Raw genomic sequence first — 18,651 nt, forward strand, 5'->3', positions numbered from 1 at the left:
CCAACTGAGCTAACGACCCACTTTTGCGCTGCTTTCACGTTGTTTGATATCCCGTGGCAACGGCGGCATATATTACTGATTTAAGAATTCTGCGCAACAAAAATTTCGATGAAGATCACTTAACTGCTTAGGAATCATGCTGCACGACCAGAAATAACGCGATTTCTGGTCATGCGATAATCAACCCATCGAACTCAAACGTTTTTGCGCTTGTTTGGCGCCGTCTGTACCCGGGAATTTTGCAACCACCTGCTGATAAACCGCTTTGGCTTTTGCAGTGTCGCCTTTGTCCTGCATGATCACGCCGACTTTATACATCGCATCAGGCGCTTTCGGTGATTTCGGGTAATTTTTCACCACAGAGGCAAAATAAAACGCCGCATCATCCTTTTTACCCTTGTTGTAATTCAACTGACCCAGCCAGTAGTTCGCATTTGGCTGGTAAGTGGAATCAGGGTACTTCTTAACGAAGTTCTGAAACGCAACGATAGCATCGTCCTGGCGCGATTTATCCTGCACCAGGGCAATGGCCGCGTTATAGTCCGTATTCGCGTCACCGCTCTGTACAGGCGCACCAGACGACGCGGAGGCATCTGCCGCAGGTGCAGGCGTTGCCGCACCGCTTTGATCGCCTGCTGCTGGCTGTGCTGCTGCTCCGCCACTGTTCAGGCTATCCATCTGCAACAAAATTTGCTTCTGGCGCTCCACAACCTGATTAAGCTGATACTGACTCTCCTGGATCTGACCACGAAGGGAATCAATATCATTCTGGTTATCGGAAAGCTGCTGCTGGAGTTGAGTTAAAAGTTGGCTGTGAGCATTAGAAATACGCTCGAGTTGTGTAACCCGGTCTTCTACCGAGCCTGAGCCGACACTACTGATTGGTGCCTGAGCAAAAGCGGCCCAGGGGGCCGCTATTCCAACCAGTAACGACAGACTCATCAGATGATGTCTGAAGTTACTGCTCATGCAATTCTCTTAGTAAACGAGTACGGCACGACGGTTTTTGGAGTAAGCCGCTTCGTCGTGACCCAGTACTGCTGGTTTTTCTTTACCGTAAGAAACGATGGAGATCTGGTCAGCAGAAACGCCTTTACCCTGCAAATACATTTTAACAGCGTTTGCACGACGTTCACCCAGGGAGATGTTGTACTCCGGAGTACCACGTTCGTCCGCGTGACCTTCTACGGTGACTTTGTAAGACGGGTTGCTACGCAGGAAGTTTGCGTGCGCATCCAGCATCGCAGCGAAGTCAGAACGGATGTCGTATTTATCCAGATCGAAGTAAACGATGTTGTTCTGCTGTAACTGCTGCATCTGAAGACGCGCTTGCTCTTCAGAAGACATATTGCCATTGCCGTTAGCGTCCATACCGGTGCCGGCACCCATCATGCCTTCGCCGCTCTGGTCATTGCTTGCGTTCTTGTTAGAAGAACACGCTGCGATTGCCATAACAGGCAGAGCGATCATCAGCCCCTTCAGCACTTTGTTCAGTTGCATTTCTAAGATTCCTTTAGTAATCAATTAATTATTATTACAGATACGGCGACCAGGCAGGTGATTTTACCTGTCCATCAGTTGCCGGAAGACGCGCTTTGAAACGCCCATCTGTAGAAACCAGATTCAGCACGGATCCCATCCCCTGAGAAGAGCTGTAGATTACCATGGTGCCGTTAGGTGCCAGACTTGGCGTTTCATCCAGGAACGTTGACGACAGTATTTGTACGCCTCCCGTTACCAGATCTTGTTTGGCAATGTGCTGCTGACCACCCGCAGTGCTGACCATTACCATTGTTTTACCATCGGCACTGACGTCAGCATCCTGGTTCTGAGAACCTTCCCAGGTAATACGCTGCGCTGCTCCGCCGTTGATATTCACTTTATAAACTTGTGGACGACCTGCCTGGTCGGACGTAAAGGCCAGATTCTGGCTGTCCGGGAACCAGGTTGGCTCAGTGTTATTGCTACGACCATCCGTGACCTGACGGATCTGACCAGAACCAATATCCATTACGTACAGGTTCAGGCTACCGGTTTTAGACAGGGCAAACGCCAGTTTGGTACCGTCCGGAGAGAACGCAGGTGCACCGTTGTGACGTGGGAATGACGCAACCTGACGAACAGCACCGTTAGAGAGCGTCTGGATGACCAGCGCGGAGCGGCCGCTTTCGAAGGTCACATACGCCAGCTTAGAGCCGTCCGGAGACCATGCCGGAGACATCAGCGGCTGCGGTGAACGGTGTACGGTGAACTGGTTGTAACCATCGTAGTCAGAGACGCGCAGCTCATAAGGGAACTGGCCGCCGTTGGTCTGTACCACGTACGCGATACGGGTACGGAACGCACCTTTAATACCGGTCAGCTTCTCAAACACTTCGTCACTCGCCGTGTGGCCTGCGTAACGCAGCCACTGCTTGTTCACTTTATAGGTGTTTTGAGCCAGAACGGTACCCGGCGCACCGCCGGTATCAACCAGCTGATACGCAACGTTATAGCCGCCGTCTGGTGCAGGCGTAACCTGACCGACAACTACCGCATCAATACCCAGCGCAGACCATGCAGCAGGCTGAACGTCCTGCGCAGTACCCGGCTGCTGAGGCAGGCGGGAACGATCTAATGGGTTAAATTTACCGCTGTTACGCAGGTCAGCTGCAACAATGCCGCCAATATCTTCAGGCGCAGCGCCCGGGCCTGCCCACTGGAACGGAACGACACCAATCGGACGCGCCGAGTCCACCCCCTGGGTGATCTCGATACGTACTTCTGCGTGCAGTACAGCTGCCCACAGCATTAAAAAACTAACTGCTACACGTAATGCCTGCTTCATCATATCTCCCTTATCTGGGTAACCTTACCCACGATAATTTAGCAGAATGTTAACAAACCCAAATAGACAAAACTACTTATCCTGTTTACGACCATAGACTGTTTTTCATACTTCCGTTAGAAGAGTTGATTACAGCTTAAAGTCCAGTTTGGCATCTTTTATCCTTTCATAAACAGCCTCGCTAGGCGGTTTAGGAATGTTCGCCGATCTGGCTGCGGCCAGCGCAGCCTGACAGAGCGCAGGATCGCCCCCTTCAGACGTCACGCTTTTCAACCTGCCGTCTGGCGCAAGATTGATGTGCAGTACGCATTGCTTGCCCTGATACAGGCCTGCATCAAAGAGTCGGCTCTGAATCGCAACCTGGATCTGTTTGGCATAAGCACTGATATCTGCACCTGTTGCCCCACCGTTGGCTCCGGAGGTACCGCTGTCTTTTGACGGCTGTCCATTTCCTTTCGCCCCACCGCCCGTTTTCGGTGCATTCTTACCGGAACTCAGGTCGCCCAGCAGATCGTCAACTCCTGCGGCTGCGGCAGCTTTCTCAGCGGCAGCGGCCTTTTTAGCAGCGGCTTTTTCGGCTGCTGCTTTCTTATCGGCAGCGGCTTTCTCAGCTGCAGCTTTTTTATCAGCAGCGGCTTTTTCCGCAGCGGCGGCTTTTTCTGCCGCAGCTTTCTCAGCGGCAGCCGCTTTCTTCGCCGCTTCGGCGGCCGCTTTTTTCTCTGCTTCCTGGGCGGCTTTCTTCGCGGCTTCTGCTTCGGCTTTCTTCTGTGCGTCAGCAGCGGCTTTTTTCGCGGCTTCGGCTTCCGCTTTCTTCTTCGCATCAGCAGCGGCTTTCTTCGCGGCTTCTGCTTCGGCCTTCTTCTGCGCGTCAGCAGCGGCTTTTTTCGCTGCTTCTGCGGCTACTTTCGCCTGAGCATCTGCCTGCGCCTTAGCGTCTGCTGCGGCTTTGGCTGCCGCCTCCTCCGCCTGCTTCTGCTGTTCCTGCGCTTTCTTCGCTGCGGCTTCAGCCTGTTTCTGCTGCTCCGCCTGCTCTTTCGCGGCTTCCTGCGCCTGCAAACGCTCTTTCTCAAGCTGCTTCAAACGTTCCTGCTCGGCGGCCTGCTTTTCACGCAGCTCTTCCGCCTGCTGTTGCGCCTGTTTTTCACGCTGCTCTTCAGCGCGTTTTGCGCTCGCCTGCTGCTGTTGCTGACGATTATAGTTCTGCACTACCGCACCGGGATCTACCATGACGGCGTCGATGGATGAGCCTCCACCACCGCCCGATGCATCAATGTGCTCATCGAACGAACTCCAGATCAGCGCTGCAAAAAGAATCACGTGCAGCACTGCGGAGACGATTATCGCTCGCTTAAGCTTGTCGTTCTGTTCGGTTGCCTTTGACACTATCGGTTCCCAAAAACTACGCAGATGATCAAATAGGCTGAGTCATTAAGCCAACTGACTTAACGCCCGCGCTATGTAGCAAGTTCAGCGCTTTGATAATTTCATCATATGGTACGTCTTTCGCACCACCGATTAAGAAGACCGTCTTCGGATTTGACTCCAGGCGTCGTTGCGCTTCAGCAATAACCTGCTCTGGGGGGAGCTGATCCATACGATCCTTCTCGACCACCACGCTGTACTGCCCTACGCCGGAAACCTCAATGATGACCGGAGGATCGTCATTGGTGCTTACCGCCTGTGATTCTGTCGCATCCGGCAGATCCACTTCCACGCTCTGGGTGATGATGGGCGCTGTCGCCATAAAGATCAGCAGCAGCACCAGCAGCACGTCCAGTAACGGAACGATATTGATTTCGGACTTGAGCTCGCGACGACCTCGTCCACGCGATCTGGCCATGGTTTACCCCTTGTTGCTCTCGGTGCTGGTAAACGCCTGACGATGCAGAATCGCGGTGAACTCTTCCATAAAGTTGTCGTAGTTCAGTTCCAGTTTATTCACGCGCTGGTTCAGACGGTTGTACGCCATTACCGCCGGAATTGCCGCGAACAGACCGATTGCGGTCGCGATCAGTGCTTCTGCGATACCCGGTGCCACCATCTGCAAGGTTGCCTGCTTCACCGCCCCCAGGGCGATAAAGGCGTGCATGATCCCCCACACCGTACCAAACAGGCCGATATACGGGCTGATGGAGCCAACGGTACCGAGGAAAGGAATATGCGTTTCAAGATTTTCCAGTTCACGATTCATGGAGATGCGCATCGCACGCGACGCACCTTCTACCACGGCTTCCGGCGCATGGTTGTTAGCACGGTGTAAGCGAGCGAACTCTTTGAAACCACTATAAAAAATTTGTTCGGAGCCTGAAAGGTTATCACGGCGTCCCTGGCTTTCCTGATAGAGACGAGAAAGCTCTATACCCGACCAGAACTTATCTTCAAACGCTTCGGCTTCGCGGCCAGCGGCATTGAGGATACGCGTTCTCTGGATGATGATGGCCCAGGATGCGATTGAAAAACCAATCAAAATCAACATGATAAGTTTAACCAGAAGGCTTGCCTTCAGGAACAAATCAAGGATATTCATGTCAGTCACTGCTTAAACTCCGCGACAATAGACTTAGGAAGCGCACGAGGCTTCATTATGGTTGGATCAACACAGACAATCAGGACTTCAGCTGAGTTCAGTACCGTGTTCTCTGCATTGACTATCCGCTGCGTGAAAACCAGTGAAGTTCCGCGCATTGATGTAATTTCTGTTTGGACTTCGAGCATATCGTCGAGTCTGGCAGGCGCAAAATACTCAAGCGTCATCTTGCGTACCACGAAGGCAACTCGCTCAGCCAACAGCACCTGTTGACTAAAGTGATGATGGCGCAGCATCTCTGTGCGTGCCCGTTCATAAAAAGCAACGTAGCTGGCGTGGTAGACCACACCACCGGCATCGGTATCTTCGTAATAGACACGTACCGGCCATCGAAACAGCGTTGTATTCACTTTACATCCCGGTAATACAAGAAAAGTTGGAGCTTTCAAACTTCGCTACTATACGCGCGGGAATGATGGTTTGGAATGGGGGAAAGTAAACGGAGAGTAAATTTTTATGGGCTCGGGTAAGCCCATATCATTAACGGACATTTCTTATTCAGAAGAAGAAGAAAATCAAACCGGCGAGAAGAACCAGATCGGCAATCAGCGGGCAGAAGATGCCCTGCCAGTGAAGCGCTTTCGGACGAAAGCCGACACCGTGAATCACACCTGCACACACCGCCCACATAATCAGGAAGCCGTGCCAGATCTCAAGCTCGCTGGTTTTAGCCGCGAAGCGCGACGGGTTCCAGAAGATACAGCCCGCCAGCAGTAATGCCATAATGAGGGAAAGCGCCCGCAGGGGGCGCTTGTCCATTACCGCATATAACGTTGCGATAATATTCATTAGTGCTTATCTTCACCTGCTTTAGACGCTTCTACATGCTCAAGCGCCAGGGCAGTGATGACACCAAATGCACAGGCAAGAAGCGTCCCTAAAATCCATGCGAAATACCACATATTCAGCTCCTTACTTAATACATAGAGTGGGTGTTGCTTTCGATATGTTCTTTAGTGATGCGACCGAACATTTTCCAGTAACACCAGGCGGTGTAGAGCAGGATAATCGGCACGAACACGCAAGCAACGTACGTCATCAGGTTCAACGTCAACTGGCTGGACGTTGCATCCCACATGGTCAGGCTAGCATTCATCATGGTGCTGGATGGCATCACGAATGGGAACATAGCAATACCTGCCGTCAGGATAATGCACGCCAGCGTCAGGGAAGAGAACACGAACGCCATAGCGCCTTTCTCCAGACGAGACATTAACACTGTCAGCAGTGGCAGCAGCACACCCAGAGCAGGGATAGCCCACAGCGCAGGCATATTGTTGAAGTTCACCAGCCATGCGCCAGCCTGACGCGCCACCTCTTTGGTCAACGGGTTAGACGGTGCGGTATGGTTAATGGCGGAGGTCACCACGTAGCCATCAATACCGTACACGACCCACACGCCTGCCAGCGCGAAGCAGACCAGCGTCACCAGCGCCGCCACCTGAGCGGTCGCACGGGAACGCAGGTGTAGTTCACCCACGGTACGCATCTGGAGATAGGTTGCGCCCTGGGTGATGATCATCGCCACGCTCACCACGCCCGCCAGCAGACCAAACGGATTCAGCAGCTGGAAGAAGTTACCGGTGTAGAACAGACGCATATATTCGTCGACGTGGAACGGTACGCCCTGTAACAGGTTACCGAACGCCACACCAATGACCAGCGGTGGAACGAAGCTACCAATGAAGATGCCCCAGTCCCACATGTTACGCCAGCGGGTGTCTTCAATCTTGGAGCGGTAGTCAAAACCTACCGGACGGAAGAATAAAGAGGCCAGCACCAGAATCATCGCCACATAGAAGCCGGAGAACGCAGCCGCGTAGACCATCGGCCAGGCAGCGAACAGCGCGCCGCCTGCGGTGATCAGCCACACCTGGTTACCGTCCCAGTGCGGGGCGATGGAGTTGATCATGATTCGACGCTCGGTGTCATTACGACCGAGGAAACGGGTGAGCATGCCCACGCCCATATCGAAACCATCGGTGACCGCAAAACCAATCAGCAGAACGCCGATCAACAGCCACCAGATAAAACGCAATACTTCATAATCGATCATTTGATGACTCCTGTCTTAGCGTGCCGGCTGAGTAGTCGTAACAGACTGCTCGTAGTGGTAGCGACCGGTTTTCAGGCTGCTTGGGCCAAGGCGCGCGAACTTGAACATCAGGAACAGTTCAGCCACCAGGAACAGGGTGTACAGACCGCAAATCAGCAGCATGGAGAAGATCAGGTCGCCTGCGGTCAGGGAGGAGTTCGCTACCGCTGTTGGCAGCACCTCACCGATCGCCCATGGCTGACGGCCATATTCCGCAACAAACCAGCCGGACTCGATAGCAATCCATGGCAGTGGGATACCGTACAGCGCGGTGCGCAGCAGCCATTTTTTCTCACCGATACGGTTACGAATGACTGACCAGAACGAGGCCGCGATGATCAGCAGCATGATAATGCCGCAACCCACCATGATGCGGAACGCGAAGTACAGCGGCGCAACGCGTGGAATAGAGTCTTTGGTTGCCATCTGAATCTGCGCTTCCGTCGCGTCGGAGACGTTCGGGGTATAGCGTTTCAGCAGCAGACCGTAACCGAGGTCTTTCTTCACGTCGTTAAATTGATCGCGAACGGCCTGGTCGGTAGAGCCGGCGCGCAGCTGTTCCAGCAGCGAGTAGGCTTTCATCCCGTTACGGATACGCTCTTCATGCTGCACCATCAGATCTTTCAGGCCAGTCACCTGTTTGTCGACGGAGCGCGTGGCGATAATACCCAGAGCGTAAGGAATTTGAATGGCGAAGCGGTTTTCCTGCGCGTCCTGGTCAGGCACGCCGAACAGGGTAAACGCTGCCGGTGCCGGCTGGGTTTCCCATTCAGCTTCAATTGCGGCGAGTTTGGTTTTCTGCACGTCACCCATTTCGTAACCGGATTCATCACCCAGAACAATAACGGACAGAATCGCGGCCATACCGAAGCTTGCTGCGATAGCGAAAGAACGCTTGGCGAACGCGAAGTCACGGCCGCGCAGCATATAGTAGGAGCTGATGCCCAGCACGAACATCGCGCCGCACACATAGCCAGACGCCACGGTGTGCACGAATTTAACCTGGGCAACCGGGTTCAGGACTAGCTCAGCGAAGCTGACCATCTCCATACGCATGGTTTCGAAGTTGAAATCAGATGCGATTGGGTTTTGCATCCAGCCGTTCGCCACCAGGATCCACAGTGCGGACAAGTTGGAGCCTAATGCCACCAGCCAGGTTACCGCCATATGCTGGACTTTACCCAGACGGTCCCAACCGAAGAAGAACAGACCTACAAAGGTGGATTCGAGGAAGAAGGCCATCAGACCTTCAATGGCCAGCGGCGCACCGAAAATATCCCCTACATAGTGGGAATAGTAAGACCAGTTTGTCCCGAACTGGAACTCCATGGTCAGACCGGTTGCCACGCCCAGCGCAAAGTTGATACCAAACAACTTGCCCCAGAACTTGGTCATATCTTTATAAATCTGTTTGCCGGAGAGGACGTAAACCGTTTCCATGATGGCCAGCAGGAACGCCATACCGAGCGTCAGCGGCACAAAAAGGAAGTGGTACATCGCGGTCAAGGCAAACTGTAAGCGCGACAGTTCGACTACGTCTAACATTATGACTCCTTGCTCATCGCATGAAGACTCCGAGAGTGAACCCCGTTAGATAAGGATCCACACGCATGCCCCAATACAAAGTTATCTGCTTCCCTTCTTCGTTGCTTATTCTCTACAGGAGGAAAAAGCAATGATGAAAGGTTACAAATACGTTAAGAAAAAACCAAATTGATCCCGTAAATATAATACGCTGCAAAACCCTTACAATAAACAGGTTTTTATTCGAACAGATTTACGTTTTTCGACGGCGATCAATTTATAGCAAAATTACCACTTTTCGGCCATTTTGATCGGGAACAATTTAACGCCTTTTGGAGCCTTTTTCCAAGGATTAAACATTGATTTAAATCAAAAACAGCCGGTACTGTTAATGATGTTTCTTTGTGATATGGATAGTAAAAACCTTGTTAATAACATGTATATTTAAAGGCATTAATGGTTATAAAAGCCAGAAGATAATATAAACAGTTGTGATTTTTATTAACGCGTGTGAAAAAAGACCTTTTTGCAGGGAGAGAAACATATAATGTTATCCGCTTCACAGTATTTTTCTTTCGTTTTACTACCCGCCTAAAAGATTACATTTCATTCACCTTCGCTAATCTTAAAATTAACACCATTTGGTGACTATTTGATGAAATAAAGGCCGCAGGGGATGCGGCCTTGATATTGTTCTTGAGATTACCTTTCAATTTTTATGCTGAAGGTGCGTGACTGGCCTGGCCGGAAAGGCCCCGTAATGGCTGAGCCCTCCTCCCCTTGCGCTTTGCACACCTCATTCATGTCCGTTTCGCAACAGGCCTGGACCTCACGGTTCACAGACAAAGCCACGTCACTGGAGCGGGTCTCCGAAGGGTTGTACAGACGAAGAATCATCTCGTCACGATCCTCCGCTTTTTTCAGCGCACTGAGTACACATCCGTTAGGCGCCAGCGTTAGCAGGCTATAGCTACAGGGTGTGGTGAAAGAGGCACGGTTAAGCTTCATCGCATCCCACGGAATTTTGTTATAACAGTGCACTGGCGTTAACCACGACTTCGCCTGCTGCGCAACGCCAGCACTGACGGGCGTACCATTAAAACTGAACAGGCTAAAGCGACAGGTTAACTGGCCCCGCATCTGCGAATCAGGCACCGGCATTTTGATCCCGGACGGTCTGCCAGGGCGCAGAAGTAAGTCTTCCTTCCCAAGCAACCCGACGCCGCGAAGCAACGTCAGGGCAAACGTGTTTTGACGCTCACCTGTTACTTCAAATTCGCGCAACCCTTCGGTAAATAGCGCCATCCCGTTACGCCGTTCCTGGAGCACCGCGTAGTTGAGCAGATTCCACACCGGCAGCGGCGCTTCCTTCCATCCCTCCTCCTGCCAGTCTGCCATCGCTTCATCCTGTACAGGGCGCGTCAGCGAACCAAACTGGGTATCGGCTAAGACCGTCTCTGTGGTGAATGGTGTCGGGATCAGCACCCGCACACGGTGGTCATCCGCGTGATTTCCGAGACGTGCCTCGACGTCGATACGTCGGCTGTTATGGCTGAGCGTGACCGTGAGTTCTGCCTCAAGCGTTCCCGTCTGCTGACGCGCAGAACGTTCAGCGAGATCCGCTGGCACCGCCATTCGATGGCGGATCACCGCCCTGCTCTGCCAGGCCTCGTGGATCACCTCAACCTCATGTTCGCCCTGCGCGGAAGAGAGTCTCCACTCTTCCCGTGAAGGCGAGTAGTCGTACTCATCGCCATCATCCGAGCTCTCTTCAATTTCCAGCGCGCGGTCATAGATAAGCCCGGACGCTTTATCGAGCAGACGCAAAGTACCGTCCTCGTTTAACGTTACTTCCCAGAAAGCATTTTCCAGTAACGCCTCCGGCGATTTATCTGGCGTCTGCAGTTTGCCGGCCACGTGCGGCTCGATATAGAGCGTGCGGTAACCCATAGATGGCAGGATCTGGTTGAGCTGGATGTCAAACTCCATGAAGGGATCGTAGTTGCCGTAATGCACTATCTGCCGGTCAATCAGCCCGGGGTCTATCTCACGCGCGCTGCGGAGATAATAAGGGATTTCATTTCCCTTTTCGTCCAACAGGCGGAACTGGCTGGCGCGCAGACGTATCGTGGTGTTAATCACTTCCTCACGCGGCCAGGGCGTGAGGTTAAACATCACCAGTTTGTCTTCCTCGCTCTGCGGCATGTTGTCGACAATCTTGCGCATATAGAAGCACGTCAGGTTATCAGCCATGTCTTCCGCCAGCTCAAAGCGTGACATCACCTCGCGATGCACTTTATCGCTGCAGCAGCAGCCGATACTGTCGTGGGCGTGATTCTTGAGGATCTCTTTCCACATTTTTTCCAGCAAGCCGTGGTGATAGTCAAAGCCCAGCGTCCAGGCAAGCGTAGCCAGCGGCTCAAGGACGTTGACGATTTTATTCTCTATCCGGGCGTGGGCGATTTTGATGTCCATCCGCGTGGAGCCGATCGTCCGGTGCACCCGCATATATTTACCGTCAATAAATTCCCCTTTCAGCGTCGCCAGTTCATCGCGGTGCGCATCGATATGGTCAAACACCTCCTCGAAGCGGCTCATCACAAACTGACGCTGCGGATAGATTTTGCGCAGCTTATCCATCACCGCAAATATGTTCTGCTGGAGCGGCATCTGATCATGGCCGTTAGGCAGCAAAATTTCTTTCGTCACGGAGGCTTTTTCGAGCACCTCGAAGTAGTTGTCGAGCCGTTTGCGCAGTCCGGCTTCATCCTCCGGTAAGTACTTACCAATCGCGTAGCCCAGCGGCAGCACCTGTGCCGTCACTTCGCTGCCGTCCTGGCTTTGCCAGAGAAATTCGGTTTTATCGGTACCGTGCCGCTCGGAACACCCGCGCCAGAACATGGTGCGCGTGATGCCAAAACCGTTGTAAATGTGTGGCAGCTGGGAAGACATGCCGAAGGAGTCCGGCAGATAGCCAATTTTCATCGGCTCGCCAAAGGCCAGACAGTCGCGCATGCCGTACATCAGATTGCGCACAATCGACTCGCCGGAGACAAGGGTGGTGTCCGTCTGGGTATACCACGGCCCGATAATCAGCTTCCCGGCCGCCACCAGCGCCTTCACGCGTGGCCTGTTTTCCGGTTTCACGGCAAAATAATCTTCCAGCACCGCCGTCTGGCCGTCGAGAACGTAGTATTTATACTCTGCGTCCTGCTCAAGACGGGTGAGGATCTCTTCCATATTATTGACCAGAAGAATACGTGACGCTTCGGTGGTGAAGTACCACTCCCGGTCCCAGTGCATATGTGGCGTGATATGAACGCGAGATACAGCTTTCATCTTCGTTTCCTGTCAGTGCGTGTTTAGGATGGTATGTCTTCAGTCACGTAGGTACCGCTCTTCACGGCCTGGCGTCGCCAGAGCAGTAAAATGAGCGTAGAGATTGCGGCGCCCACCAGCGCGGCGCCAAACCAGCCGGCAGCGGCTATCACGCCGCCCAGCCCGGCATCATGCAGTAAGAAGAGAGAGAAAATGCCCGCGCCCGGGGTGGAGAGCCCAATACCCATCGCTCCGACAATCGCTCCGGTCGCCATTGACCCCAGAACAAATGAGCCGATGACTCGCAACGGATCCTCGATAGCCATCGGAATTGCCCCTTCGGTGATGCCCGCCAGCCCCAGCAGCCAGGTGGATTTGCCGGTCTCAATTTCGAACTGTTTAAACAGATTCGGAGCCAGCATCGTTGATGCCGTCACGGTAAAGGCCGAAACCATTTTGACGGAGGCGAAGATCGCATAAGGCCCGTATACGCCGTTGGCCATCGCGCCCAGACAGAACGCGTAAGAGGCTTTGTTGACCGGACCGCCCAGATCGAACGAGCACATAAAGCCCAGGATCGCCCCCAGCAGCAGCGCGTTCGCGCCGGAGAGACCATTAAGCCAGGCGGTCAGAGCGTTATTGATCCAGGCCACCGGTTCGCCGATCACAAACAGCATCAGGCTGCCTGCGCCCAGTACGCCAATCACCGGATAGAGATAAAAGGTCAGAAAGCCGTTGTAGCGGCTACTCAGCCGGATGTGGTTTTTCACCCAGCGCATCAGGTAGCCCGCAATCAGCCCGCCGACGATGGCCCCCAGAAAGCCGGAGCCGATCATATTGGCGGCAAGGCCCGCCGCAAAGCCCAGCGTAAGCGCAGGTTTATCCGCCAGCGAGTAAGCGGTATAGGCCGCCAGAACAGGGACCATCAGAATGCCGAGCATCCCACCGCCCAGTTTGCGGTACATCCACAGCCACGAGTTTTCCTGATCGAACAGGTGCTGCAAGCCCAGGATTTGCGCCAGCAGTACCGACACGGCCAGCACCGTGCCGCCAGCGACGATCAGCGGCACCGCAAAGGAGATACCGCTGAGCAGCGCTTGCTTGAGTTCGGTTTTAACGGACTTTTTCGCGTCCGTGTCGACGTGCGCAGGACGCGCATCGGATACAGGCTGTAGCGCCAGCGCACGCTCAATGAGCGCTTCCGCATGGCGCAAGGGTTCCGCGACGGGCACGGAAATGGCGGGGATCCCCTGAAAACGCTCACGCTCTTTGATCGCCACTTCCGCCGCGAAGATACACGCTTTTGCCTCCTGCAAATGCTGCGCGGTGATGCGCCCCTCAATACCGTTTGCCCCCTGCTTTTCGACCACTACATTGACGCCGAGCTTACGTCCCGCTTTTTCGAGATATTCCGCTGCCATGTAGGTATGGGCGATCCCGGCCGGACAGGCGGTAACGCAGACGATCGTCGGGGCATTCTCTGCGACGGCGGTTTCTTGCGCCTCAGGCGCCGTTTCCAGCGCAGCAAGCACCGCTTCCGCGCTGGTCGCCGTCATCACGTGCGCCCTGAGATCGTCATCCGCCAGGCGGGACGTCAGTTCCGTCAGCACCTGAATATGCGTTGATCCCGCTTGTGCGGGAGGAATGGCGAGCAAAAAAATCAGCTCGACCTCCTCCGGTCCGTCCACGCCTTCCCAGACCAGCGGCTCGCGCAGTGTTGCCACGGCAAAAGCCGCTTCCTTTACTGCCGCTGATTTACCATGGGGTACGGCCAGCCCCTCGCCCAGCGCCGTCGGGCCAAGCGATTCGCGATGGAAAACCTCTGCCAGAAACGTATCGGCGTCGGCTATTTTGCCCAACGCTACCAGCCGCGTCGCAAGCTGACGGATTGCCTCATCACGGCTGGTAAACTGCGCCTGCACGCAGACAGCACGGGGGTCGGTCAGAGTCGTCAGGTTCATAAGATCCTCACCTATCCAAAGTTATTGTCTGGGGAGGATTGTGGCAGACTGGATAATACATTTATGTGATCATTTTCACTAACAACGATATTTGTATTTAATTTGTATTATTTACAAATCAGTCACTGAAGGCATAATTCCCCTAAAAAGGTATTAAAAAGGCGTAACCACAATGGGCAATAAACCGATGTACCGGCAGATCGCCGATGCGTTCCGCGAGAAGATTAACGCCGGGGAATTAAAACCCGGAGACGCGCTGCCGACGGAATCCAGCCTTCAGGAGGCATTTAACGTTAGCCGTGTCACCGTGCGGCAGGCTTTGAAGCTGCTCGCCGACGAGCAGATCATCGAAAGCATTCAGGGCAGCGGCTCGTATGTAAAAGAGGAGCGGGTGAATTACGATATTTATCAGCTTACCGGCTTTTACGAAAAACTGGCGGATCGCAACGTTGATACGCACAGCGACGTCAGCGTCTTCGAAGTGGTGAAAGCCGATGAGCGGCTCGCGGCAAAACTGGCGCTCAATCCGGATGATAAGGTCTGGCACGTCAAGCGCGTACGCTTCATCAGGGAAAAGCCGGTGAATCTGGAAGAGACATGGATGCCGCTGGCGATGTTCCCCGACCTCACCTGGGAAGTGATGGAACAGTCGAAATACCATTACATTGAGCAGGTCAAAAAGCTGGTTATCGATCGCAGCGAGCAGGAGCTGGTGCCAGTCATGCCATCGGACGAGGCGATTGCCGCCCTGGCGCTCGATCCGGCAAAACCAATTCTTGAAAAAGTTTCCCGCGGCTTCCTTAAAGACGGCCGGGTATTTGAATACAGTCGCAACGTGTTTAACACCGACGACTATAAATTCACTCTGGTGGCTAAACGCAGGCAATAAAAAAAGGCCGCTTTACAGCGGCCAACCATGTCGAAACGGACATTTTTTTATACTTCAACGCGCCCCATTCGGGGAGCAGAGAGGACTTACTTAATGATGGATTTCAGTGCTTCACCGATATCCGCCAGGCTGCGAACGGTTTTCACGCCTGCGGCTTCCAGTGCTGCGAATTTCTCATCAGCCGTACCTTTACCGCCAGCGATAATCGCACCCGCGTGACCCATACGTTTGCCTTTCGGCGCGGTCACACCCGCGATGTAACCCACCACCGGCTTGGTCACATGATCTTTGATGTAAGCAGCCGCTTCTTCTTCCGCGCTACCACCGATCTCACCGATCATCACGATCGCTTCGGTCTGTGGATCTTCCTGGAACAGCTTCAAGATGTCGATGAAGTTAGAGCCTGGGATCGGGTCACCGCCGATGCCCACGCAGGTGGACTGGCCGAAGCCGTAATCGGTGGTCTGCTTAACTGCTTCATAGGTCAGGGTACCGGAACGGGACACGATGCCCACTTTGCCCGGTTTGTGAATGTGGCCCGGCATGATGCCGATTTTGCATTCGCCCGGGGTGATAACGCCTGGGCAGTTCGGACCGATCATGCGCACGCCTGCTTCGTCCAGCTTCACCTTCACGGTCAGCATATCCAGCGTCGGGATGCCTTCGGTGATGGTGATGATCAGCTTAATGCCTGCGTCGATCGCTTCCAGAATAGAGTCTTTGCAGAACGGCGCTGGAACGTAGATCACGGTCGCGGTTGCGCCCGTCGCTTCTACTGCTTCACGCACGGTGTTGAACACCGGCAGGCCCAGGTGCGTGGTGCCGCCTTTACCTGGCGTTACGCCGCCAACCATCTGCGTACCGTAGGCAATCGCCTGTTCGGAGTGGAAAGTCCCCTGGCTACCGGTGAAGCCCTGGCAGATAACCTTGGTATCTTTATTAATTAAAACGGACATTATTTCCCCTCCACTGCGGCAACAACCTGCTGAGCTGCATCCGTCAGACTTTTCGCTGCAATAATATTCAGGCCGCTGTCAGCCAGTTTTTTCGCGCCGAGTTCAGCGTTATTCCCTTCCAGACGTACAACAACCGGAACGTTAACGCCCACTTCTCCTACCGCGCCGATGATACCGTCGGCGATCAGGTCGCAACGTACGATACCGCCGAAGATGTTCACCAGAACCGCTTTTACGTTGCTGTCAGAGAGAATGATTTTGAACGCTTCGGTTACGCGCTCTTTGGTTGCGCCACCGCCCACGTCGAGGAAGTTCGCTGGCTCACCGCCGTGCAGCTTAACGATGTCCATGGTGCCCATTGCCAGGCCCGCACCGTTAACCATGCAGCCGATGTTGCCATCCAGCGCCACGTAGTTCAGCTCCCACTGGGCAGCCTGCGCTTCACGCGGATCTTCCTGAGACTGGTCGCGCATTTCGCGCAGATCCGCCTGGCGGAACAGCGCGTTGCCGTCAGCGCCCAGCTTGCCGTCGAGGCAGATCAGGTCGCCCTGGGTGGTGATCACCAGCGGGTTGATCTCGATCAGCGCCAGATCGCGCTCCAGGAAGATGGTCGCCAGCCCCATGAAGATCTTGGTGAACTGCTGAACCAGCTTGCCTTCCAGACCCAGTTTGAACGCCAGCTCACGTCCCTGGTAAGGCATTGGGCCCGCCAGCGGATCGATTGCCACTTTGTGGATCAGGTGCGGGGTCTCTTCCGCCACTTTTTCGATTTCCACGCCGCCTTCGGTAGATGCCATGAACACCACGCGACGGGAGCTACGGTCTACGACTGCGCCGAGGTACAATTCTTTCGCGATGTCGGTTGCCGCTTCAACCAGGATCTGGTTGACCGGCTGGCCATTCGCATCTGTCTGGTAGGTTACCAGACGCTTGCCGAGCCAATGTTCAGCAAACGCACGGATCTCTTCTTTGCTCTTAACAACCTTCACACCGCCCGCTTTACCACGGCCACCAGCGTGAACCTGACATTTAACTACCCACGGGCCGGAACCGATTTTAGATGCGGCTTCTTCTGCTTCACGCGGGGTAGTACAGGCATAACCCACCGGAGCCGGTAAGCCTGACCTGGCAAACAGCTGTTTGGCCTGATATTCATGTAAGTTCATGTGTTCTATCCATCCTTCAGGGTAATCGTTATCTTCAAACCTGTAGACCGGCGCTACGCTTATCCGGCCTACAGGGCAGGTGATGCTAAATAGTTACTAAACGTCCAGCAGCAGACGCGTTGGATCTTCCAGCAGCTCTTTAATGGCAACCAGGAAGCCTACGGACTCGCGGCCGTCGATCAGGCGGTGATCGTATGAGAGCGCCAGGTACATCATCGGCAGGATCTCAACTTTACCGTCTACCGCCATTGGACGATCTTTAATGGCGTGCATACCCAGGATCGCGCTCTGCGGCGGGTTGATGATCGGGGTAGACATCAGCGAGCCGAACACGCCACCGTTGGTAATGGTGAAGTTACCGCCAGTCAGGTCTTCAACGGTCAGCTTGCCGTCGCGGCCTTTCACGGCCAGCTCTTTGATTTTCTTCTCAATGTCAGCCATACCCAGGGTGTCCACATCACGCAGAACCGGGGTGACCAGGCCACGTGGGGTAGAAACCGCCATGCTGACGTCGAAGTAGTTGTGGTAAACCACGTCATCGCCATCGATAGACGCGTTCACTTCCGGGTAGCGTTTCAGCGCTTCAACTACCGCTTTCACGTAGAAGGACATGAAGCCCAGACGGATACCGTGACGTTTTTCAAACGCGTCACCGTACTGCTTGCGCAGGTCCATGATTGGCTTCATGTTGACTTCGTTGAAGGTGGTCAGCATCGCGGTGGAGTTTTTCGCTTCCAGCAGACGCTCGGCCACGCGCTTGCGAAGGCGGGTCATCGGCACGCGTTTTTCGCTACGTGCGCCCAGAGCTGGCTGTGCCGCTGGTGCTGCCGCAGGGGCTTTCGCTTCCGCTTTCGCCTCTGAAGGCGCTTTTGCCAGATGCTTGTCGATATCTTCGCGAGTCAGACGGCCACCCACGCCGGTACCTTTGATGGCTGCCGGATCGAGGCTGTGCTCAGCCAGCAGGCGACGGATCGCCGGGCTGAGCGCGTCATTGGTTTGCTCTTCCAGAGACGCCTGCTGGCGCTGGGCTGGGGTAGACGCTTTCTCTTCAGATTTCGCGCTGGACTCTTTGCCCGCGCTGTTGCCTTCACGCAGGCGACCCAGGATCTGGCGAGAAGTCACGGTCGTACCTTCGTCTTCCAGGACTGCATCCAGAATGCCATCCGCTGAAGCCGGTACTTCCAGTACCACTTTGTCAGTTTCGATTTCTACCAGCACTTCGTCACGGGTTACCGCGTCGCCTGGTTTTTTGTGCCAGGTGGCGACGGTTGCATCTGCTACGGACTCAGGCAGGTCGGGAACAAGAATATCTACGCTACTCATTATGT

General features: G+C 54.2%; 17 protein-coding genes. 1 reads left to right on the plus strand and 16 read right to left on the minus strand.

Going from position 1 to position 18,651, the window contains the following annotated elements; translation table 11 throughout:
• Positions 1-180 precede the first annotated feature (180 nt).
• The 13 genes from cpoB to mngA all read right to left on the minus strand — a co-directional run bounded on the left by cpoB (position 181) and on the right by mngA (position 14,312).
• Positions 181-969, minus strand: coding sequence for a cell division protein CpoB (cpoB, locus tag IPZ49_RS02665; RefSeq protein ID WP_003858574.1), 789 nt, complete (start codon positions 967-969; stop codon positions 181-183).
• 9 nt (positions 970-978) lie between these two features.
• A complete protein-coding gene (gene pal / locus IPZ49_RS02670) occupies positions 979-1,500 on the minus strand; it encodes a peptidoglycan-associated lipoprotein Pal (RefSeq protein WP_003858578.1) in 522 nt (173 codons plus the stop codon).
• Between the two features lie 34 nt (positions 1,501-1,534).
• Complete coding sequence (gene tolB, locus IPZ49_RS02675) at positions 1,535-2,827, minus strand: Tol-Pal system beta propeller repeat protein TolB (protein WP_022647472.1); 1,293 nt, start codon at positions 2,825-2,827, stop codon at positions 1,535-1,537.
• A gap of 129 nt (positions 2,828-2,956) precedes the next feature.
• Positions 2,957-4,210 (minus strand): cell envelope integrity protein TolA, encoded by a 1,254-nt coding sequence (gene tolA / locus IPZ49_RS02680; RefSeq protein WP_023299616.1) that lies wholly within the window; start codon positions 4,208-4,210, stop codon positions 2,957-2,959.
• A gap of 28 nt (positions 4,211-4,238) precedes the next feature.
• The gene (gene tolR, locus IPZ49_RS02685) at positions 4,239-4,667 is read right to left on the minus strand and encodes a colicin uptake protein TolR (RefSeq protein WP_003858589.1); all 429 of its coding nucleotides are present in this window, start codon (positions 4,665-4,667) and stop codon (positions 4,239-4,241) included.
• Positions 4,668-4,670: 3 nt separating this feature from the next.
• Positions 4,671-5,363, minus strand: a complete 693-nt coding sequence (gene tolQ, locus IPZ49_RS02690) for a Tol-Pal system protein TolQ (RefSeq protein WP_022647470.1) — start codon at positions 5,361-5,363, stop codon at positions 4,671-4,673.
• Positions 5,360-5,764, minus strand: coding sequence for a tol-pal system-associated acyl-CoA thioesterase (ybgC, locus tag IPZ49_RS02695; RefSeq protein WP_003858593.1), 405 nt, complete (start codon positions 5,762-5,764; stop codon positions 5,360-5,362). The genes tolQ and ybgC overlap by 4 nt, the downstream gene beginning before the upstream one ends.
• Before the next feature lie 148 nt (positions 5,765-5,912).
• A complete protein-coding gene (gene ybgE / locus IPZ49_RS02700; RefSeq protein WP_193762832.1) occupies positions 5,913-6,203 on the minus strand; it encodes a cyd operon protein YbgE in 291 nt (96 codons plus the stop codon).
• Complete coding sequence (gene cydX, locus IPZ49_RS02705; protein WP_014169181.1) at positions 6,203-6,316, minus strand: cytochrome bd-I oxidase subunit CydX; 114 nt, start codon at positions 6,314-6,316, stop codon at positions 6,203-6,205. The genes ybgE and cydX overlap by 1 nt, the downstream gene beginning before the upstream one ends.
• Positions 6,317-6,330: 14 nt before the next feature.
• Positions 6,331-7,470, minus strand: a complete 1,140-nt coding sequence (gene cydB, locus IPZ49_RS02710; protein ID WP_022647469.1) for a cytochrome d ubiquinol oxidase subunit II — start codon at positions 7,468-7,470, stop codon at positions 6,331-6,333.
• A gap of 15 nt (positions 7,471-7,485) precedes the next feature.
• Entirely contained in the window at positions 7,486-9,054 is a 1,569-nt protein-coding gene (cydA, locus tag IPZ49_RS02715; RefSeq protein WP_023299615.1) for a cytochrome ubiquinol oxidase subunit I, read from the minus strand.
• A 681-nt stretch (positions 9,055-9,735) separates the two neighbouring features.
• Positions 9,736-12,372 (minus strand): mannosylglycerate hydrolase, encoded by a 2,637-nt coding sequence (gene mngB, locus IPZ49_RS02720; RefSeq protein WP_045308834.1) that lies wholly within the window; start codon positions 12,370-12,372, stop codon positions 9,736-9,738.
• 23 nt (positions 12,373-12,395) lie between these two features.
• The gene (gene mngA, locus IPZ49_RS02725) at positions 12,396-14,312 is read right to left on the minus strand and encodes a PTS 2-O-a-mannosyl-D-glycerate transporter subunit IIABC (protein ID WP_063929510.1); all 1,917 of its coding nucleotides are present in this window, start codon (positions 14,310-14,312) and stop codon (positions 12,396-12,398) included.
• A gap of 172 nt (positions 14,313-14,484) precedes the next feature.
• Between mngA and IPZ49_RS02730 the strand changes: the two genes are divergently transcribed.
• The gene (locus IPZ49_RS02730) at positions 14,485-15,201 is read left to right on the plus strand and encodes a GntR family transcriptional regulator (RefSeq protein ID WP_022647465.1); all 717 of its coding nucleotides are present in this window, start codon (positions 14,485-14,487) and stop codon (positions 15,199-15,201) included.
• A gap of 86 nt (positions 15,202-15,287) precedes the next feature.
• Here the strand turns inward: IPZ49_RS02730 and sucD are convergent, their stop codons facing one another.
• The 3 genes from sucD to odhB form a co-directional block, all read right to left on the minus strand.
• A complete protein-coding gene (sucD, locus tag IPZ49_RS02735) occupies positions 15,288-16,157 on the minus strand; it encodes a succinate--CoA ligase subunit alpha (protein ID WP_006809578.1) in 870 nt (289 codons plus the stop codon).
• Positions 16,157-17,323, minus strand: a complete 1,167-nt coding sequence (sucC, locus tag IPZ49_RS02740) for an ADP-forming succinate--CoA ligase subunit beta (protein WP_022647464.1) — start codon at positions 17,321-17,323, stop codon at positions 16,157-16,159. The genes sucD and sucC overlap by 1 nt, the downstream gene beginning before the upstream one ends.
• A 96-nt stretch (positions 17,324-17,419) precedes the next feature.
• Positions 17,420-18,646, minus strand: a complete 1,227-nt coding sequence (gene odhB / locus IPZ49_RS02745) for a 2-oxoglutarate dehydrogenase complex dihydrolipoyllysine-residue succinyltransferase (protein ID WP_023299612.1) — start codon at positions 18,644-18,646, stop codon at positions 17,420-17,422.
• Positions 18,647-18,651 lie beyond the last annotated feature (5 nt).

Origin of the sequence: Enterobacter cloacae complex sp. S2 (assembly GCF_015159675.1) — a bacterium.
GTDB classification, from domain to species: Bacteria; Pseudomonadota; Gammaproteobacteria; order Enterobacterales; family Enterobacteriaceae; genus Enterobacter; species Enterobacter intestinihominis.

What these genes read in the sequence shown, in the direction of transcription:
- cpoB (WP_003858574.1), bottom strand. Translation starts at nt 969, where the DNA reads ATGAGCAGTAACTTCAGACATCATCTGATGAGTCTGTCGTTACTGGTT.
- pal (WP_003858578.1), bottom strand. Translation starts at nt 1,500, where the DNA reads ATGCAACTGAACAAAGTGCTGAAGGGGCTGATGATCGCTCTGCCTGTT.
- tolB (WP_022647472.1), bottom strand. Translation starts at nt 2,827, where the DNA reads ATGAAGCAGGCATTACGTGTAGCAGTTAGTTTTTTAATGCTGTGGGCA.
- tolR (WP_003858589.1), bottom strand. Translation starts at nt 4,667, where the DNA reads ATGGCCAGATCGCGTGGACGAGGTCGTCGCGAGCTCAAGTCCGAAATC.
- ybgE (WP_193762832.1), bottom strand. Translation starts at nt 6,203, where the DNA reads ATGAATATTATCGCAACGTTATATGCGGTAATGGACAAGCGCCCCCTG.
- cydX (WP_014169181.1), bottom strand. Translation starts at nt 6,316, where the DNA reads ATGTGGTATTTCGCATGGATTTTAGGGACGCTTCTTGCCTGTGCATTT.
- cydB (WP_022647469.1), bottom strand. Translation starts at nt 7,470, where the DNA reads ATGATCGATTATGAAGTATTGCGTTTTATCTGGTGGCTGTTGATCGGC.
- cydA (WP_023299615.1), bottom strand. Translation starts at nt 9,054, where the DNA reads ATGTTAGACGTAGTCGAACTGTCGCGCTTACAGTTTGCCTTGACCGCG.
- mngB (WP_045308834.1), bottom strand. Translation starts at nt 12,372, where the DNA reads ATGAAAGCTGTATCTCGCGTTCATATCACGCCACATATGCACTGGGAC.
- mngA (WP_063929510.1), bottom strand. Translation starts at nt 14,312, where the DNA reads ATGAACCTGACGACTCTGACCGACCCCCGTGCTGTCTGCGTGCAGGCG.
- IPZ49_RS02730 (WP_022647465.1), top strand. Translation starts at nt 14,485, where the DNA reads ATGGGCAATAAACCGATGTACCGGCAGATCGCCGATGCGTTCCGCGAG.
- sucD (WP_006809578.1), bottom strand. Translation starts at nt 16,157, where the DNA reads ATGTCCGTTTTAATTAATAAAGATACCAAGGTTATCTGCCAGGGCTTC.
- sucC (WP_022647464.1), bottom strand. Translation starts at nt 17,323, where the DNA reads ATGAACTTACATGAATATCAGGCCAAACAGCTGTTTGCCAGGTCAGGC.
- odhB (WP_023299612.1), bottom strand. Translation starts at nt 18,646, where the DNA reads ATGAGTAGCGTAGATATTCTTGTTCCCGACCTGCCTGAGTCCGTAGCA.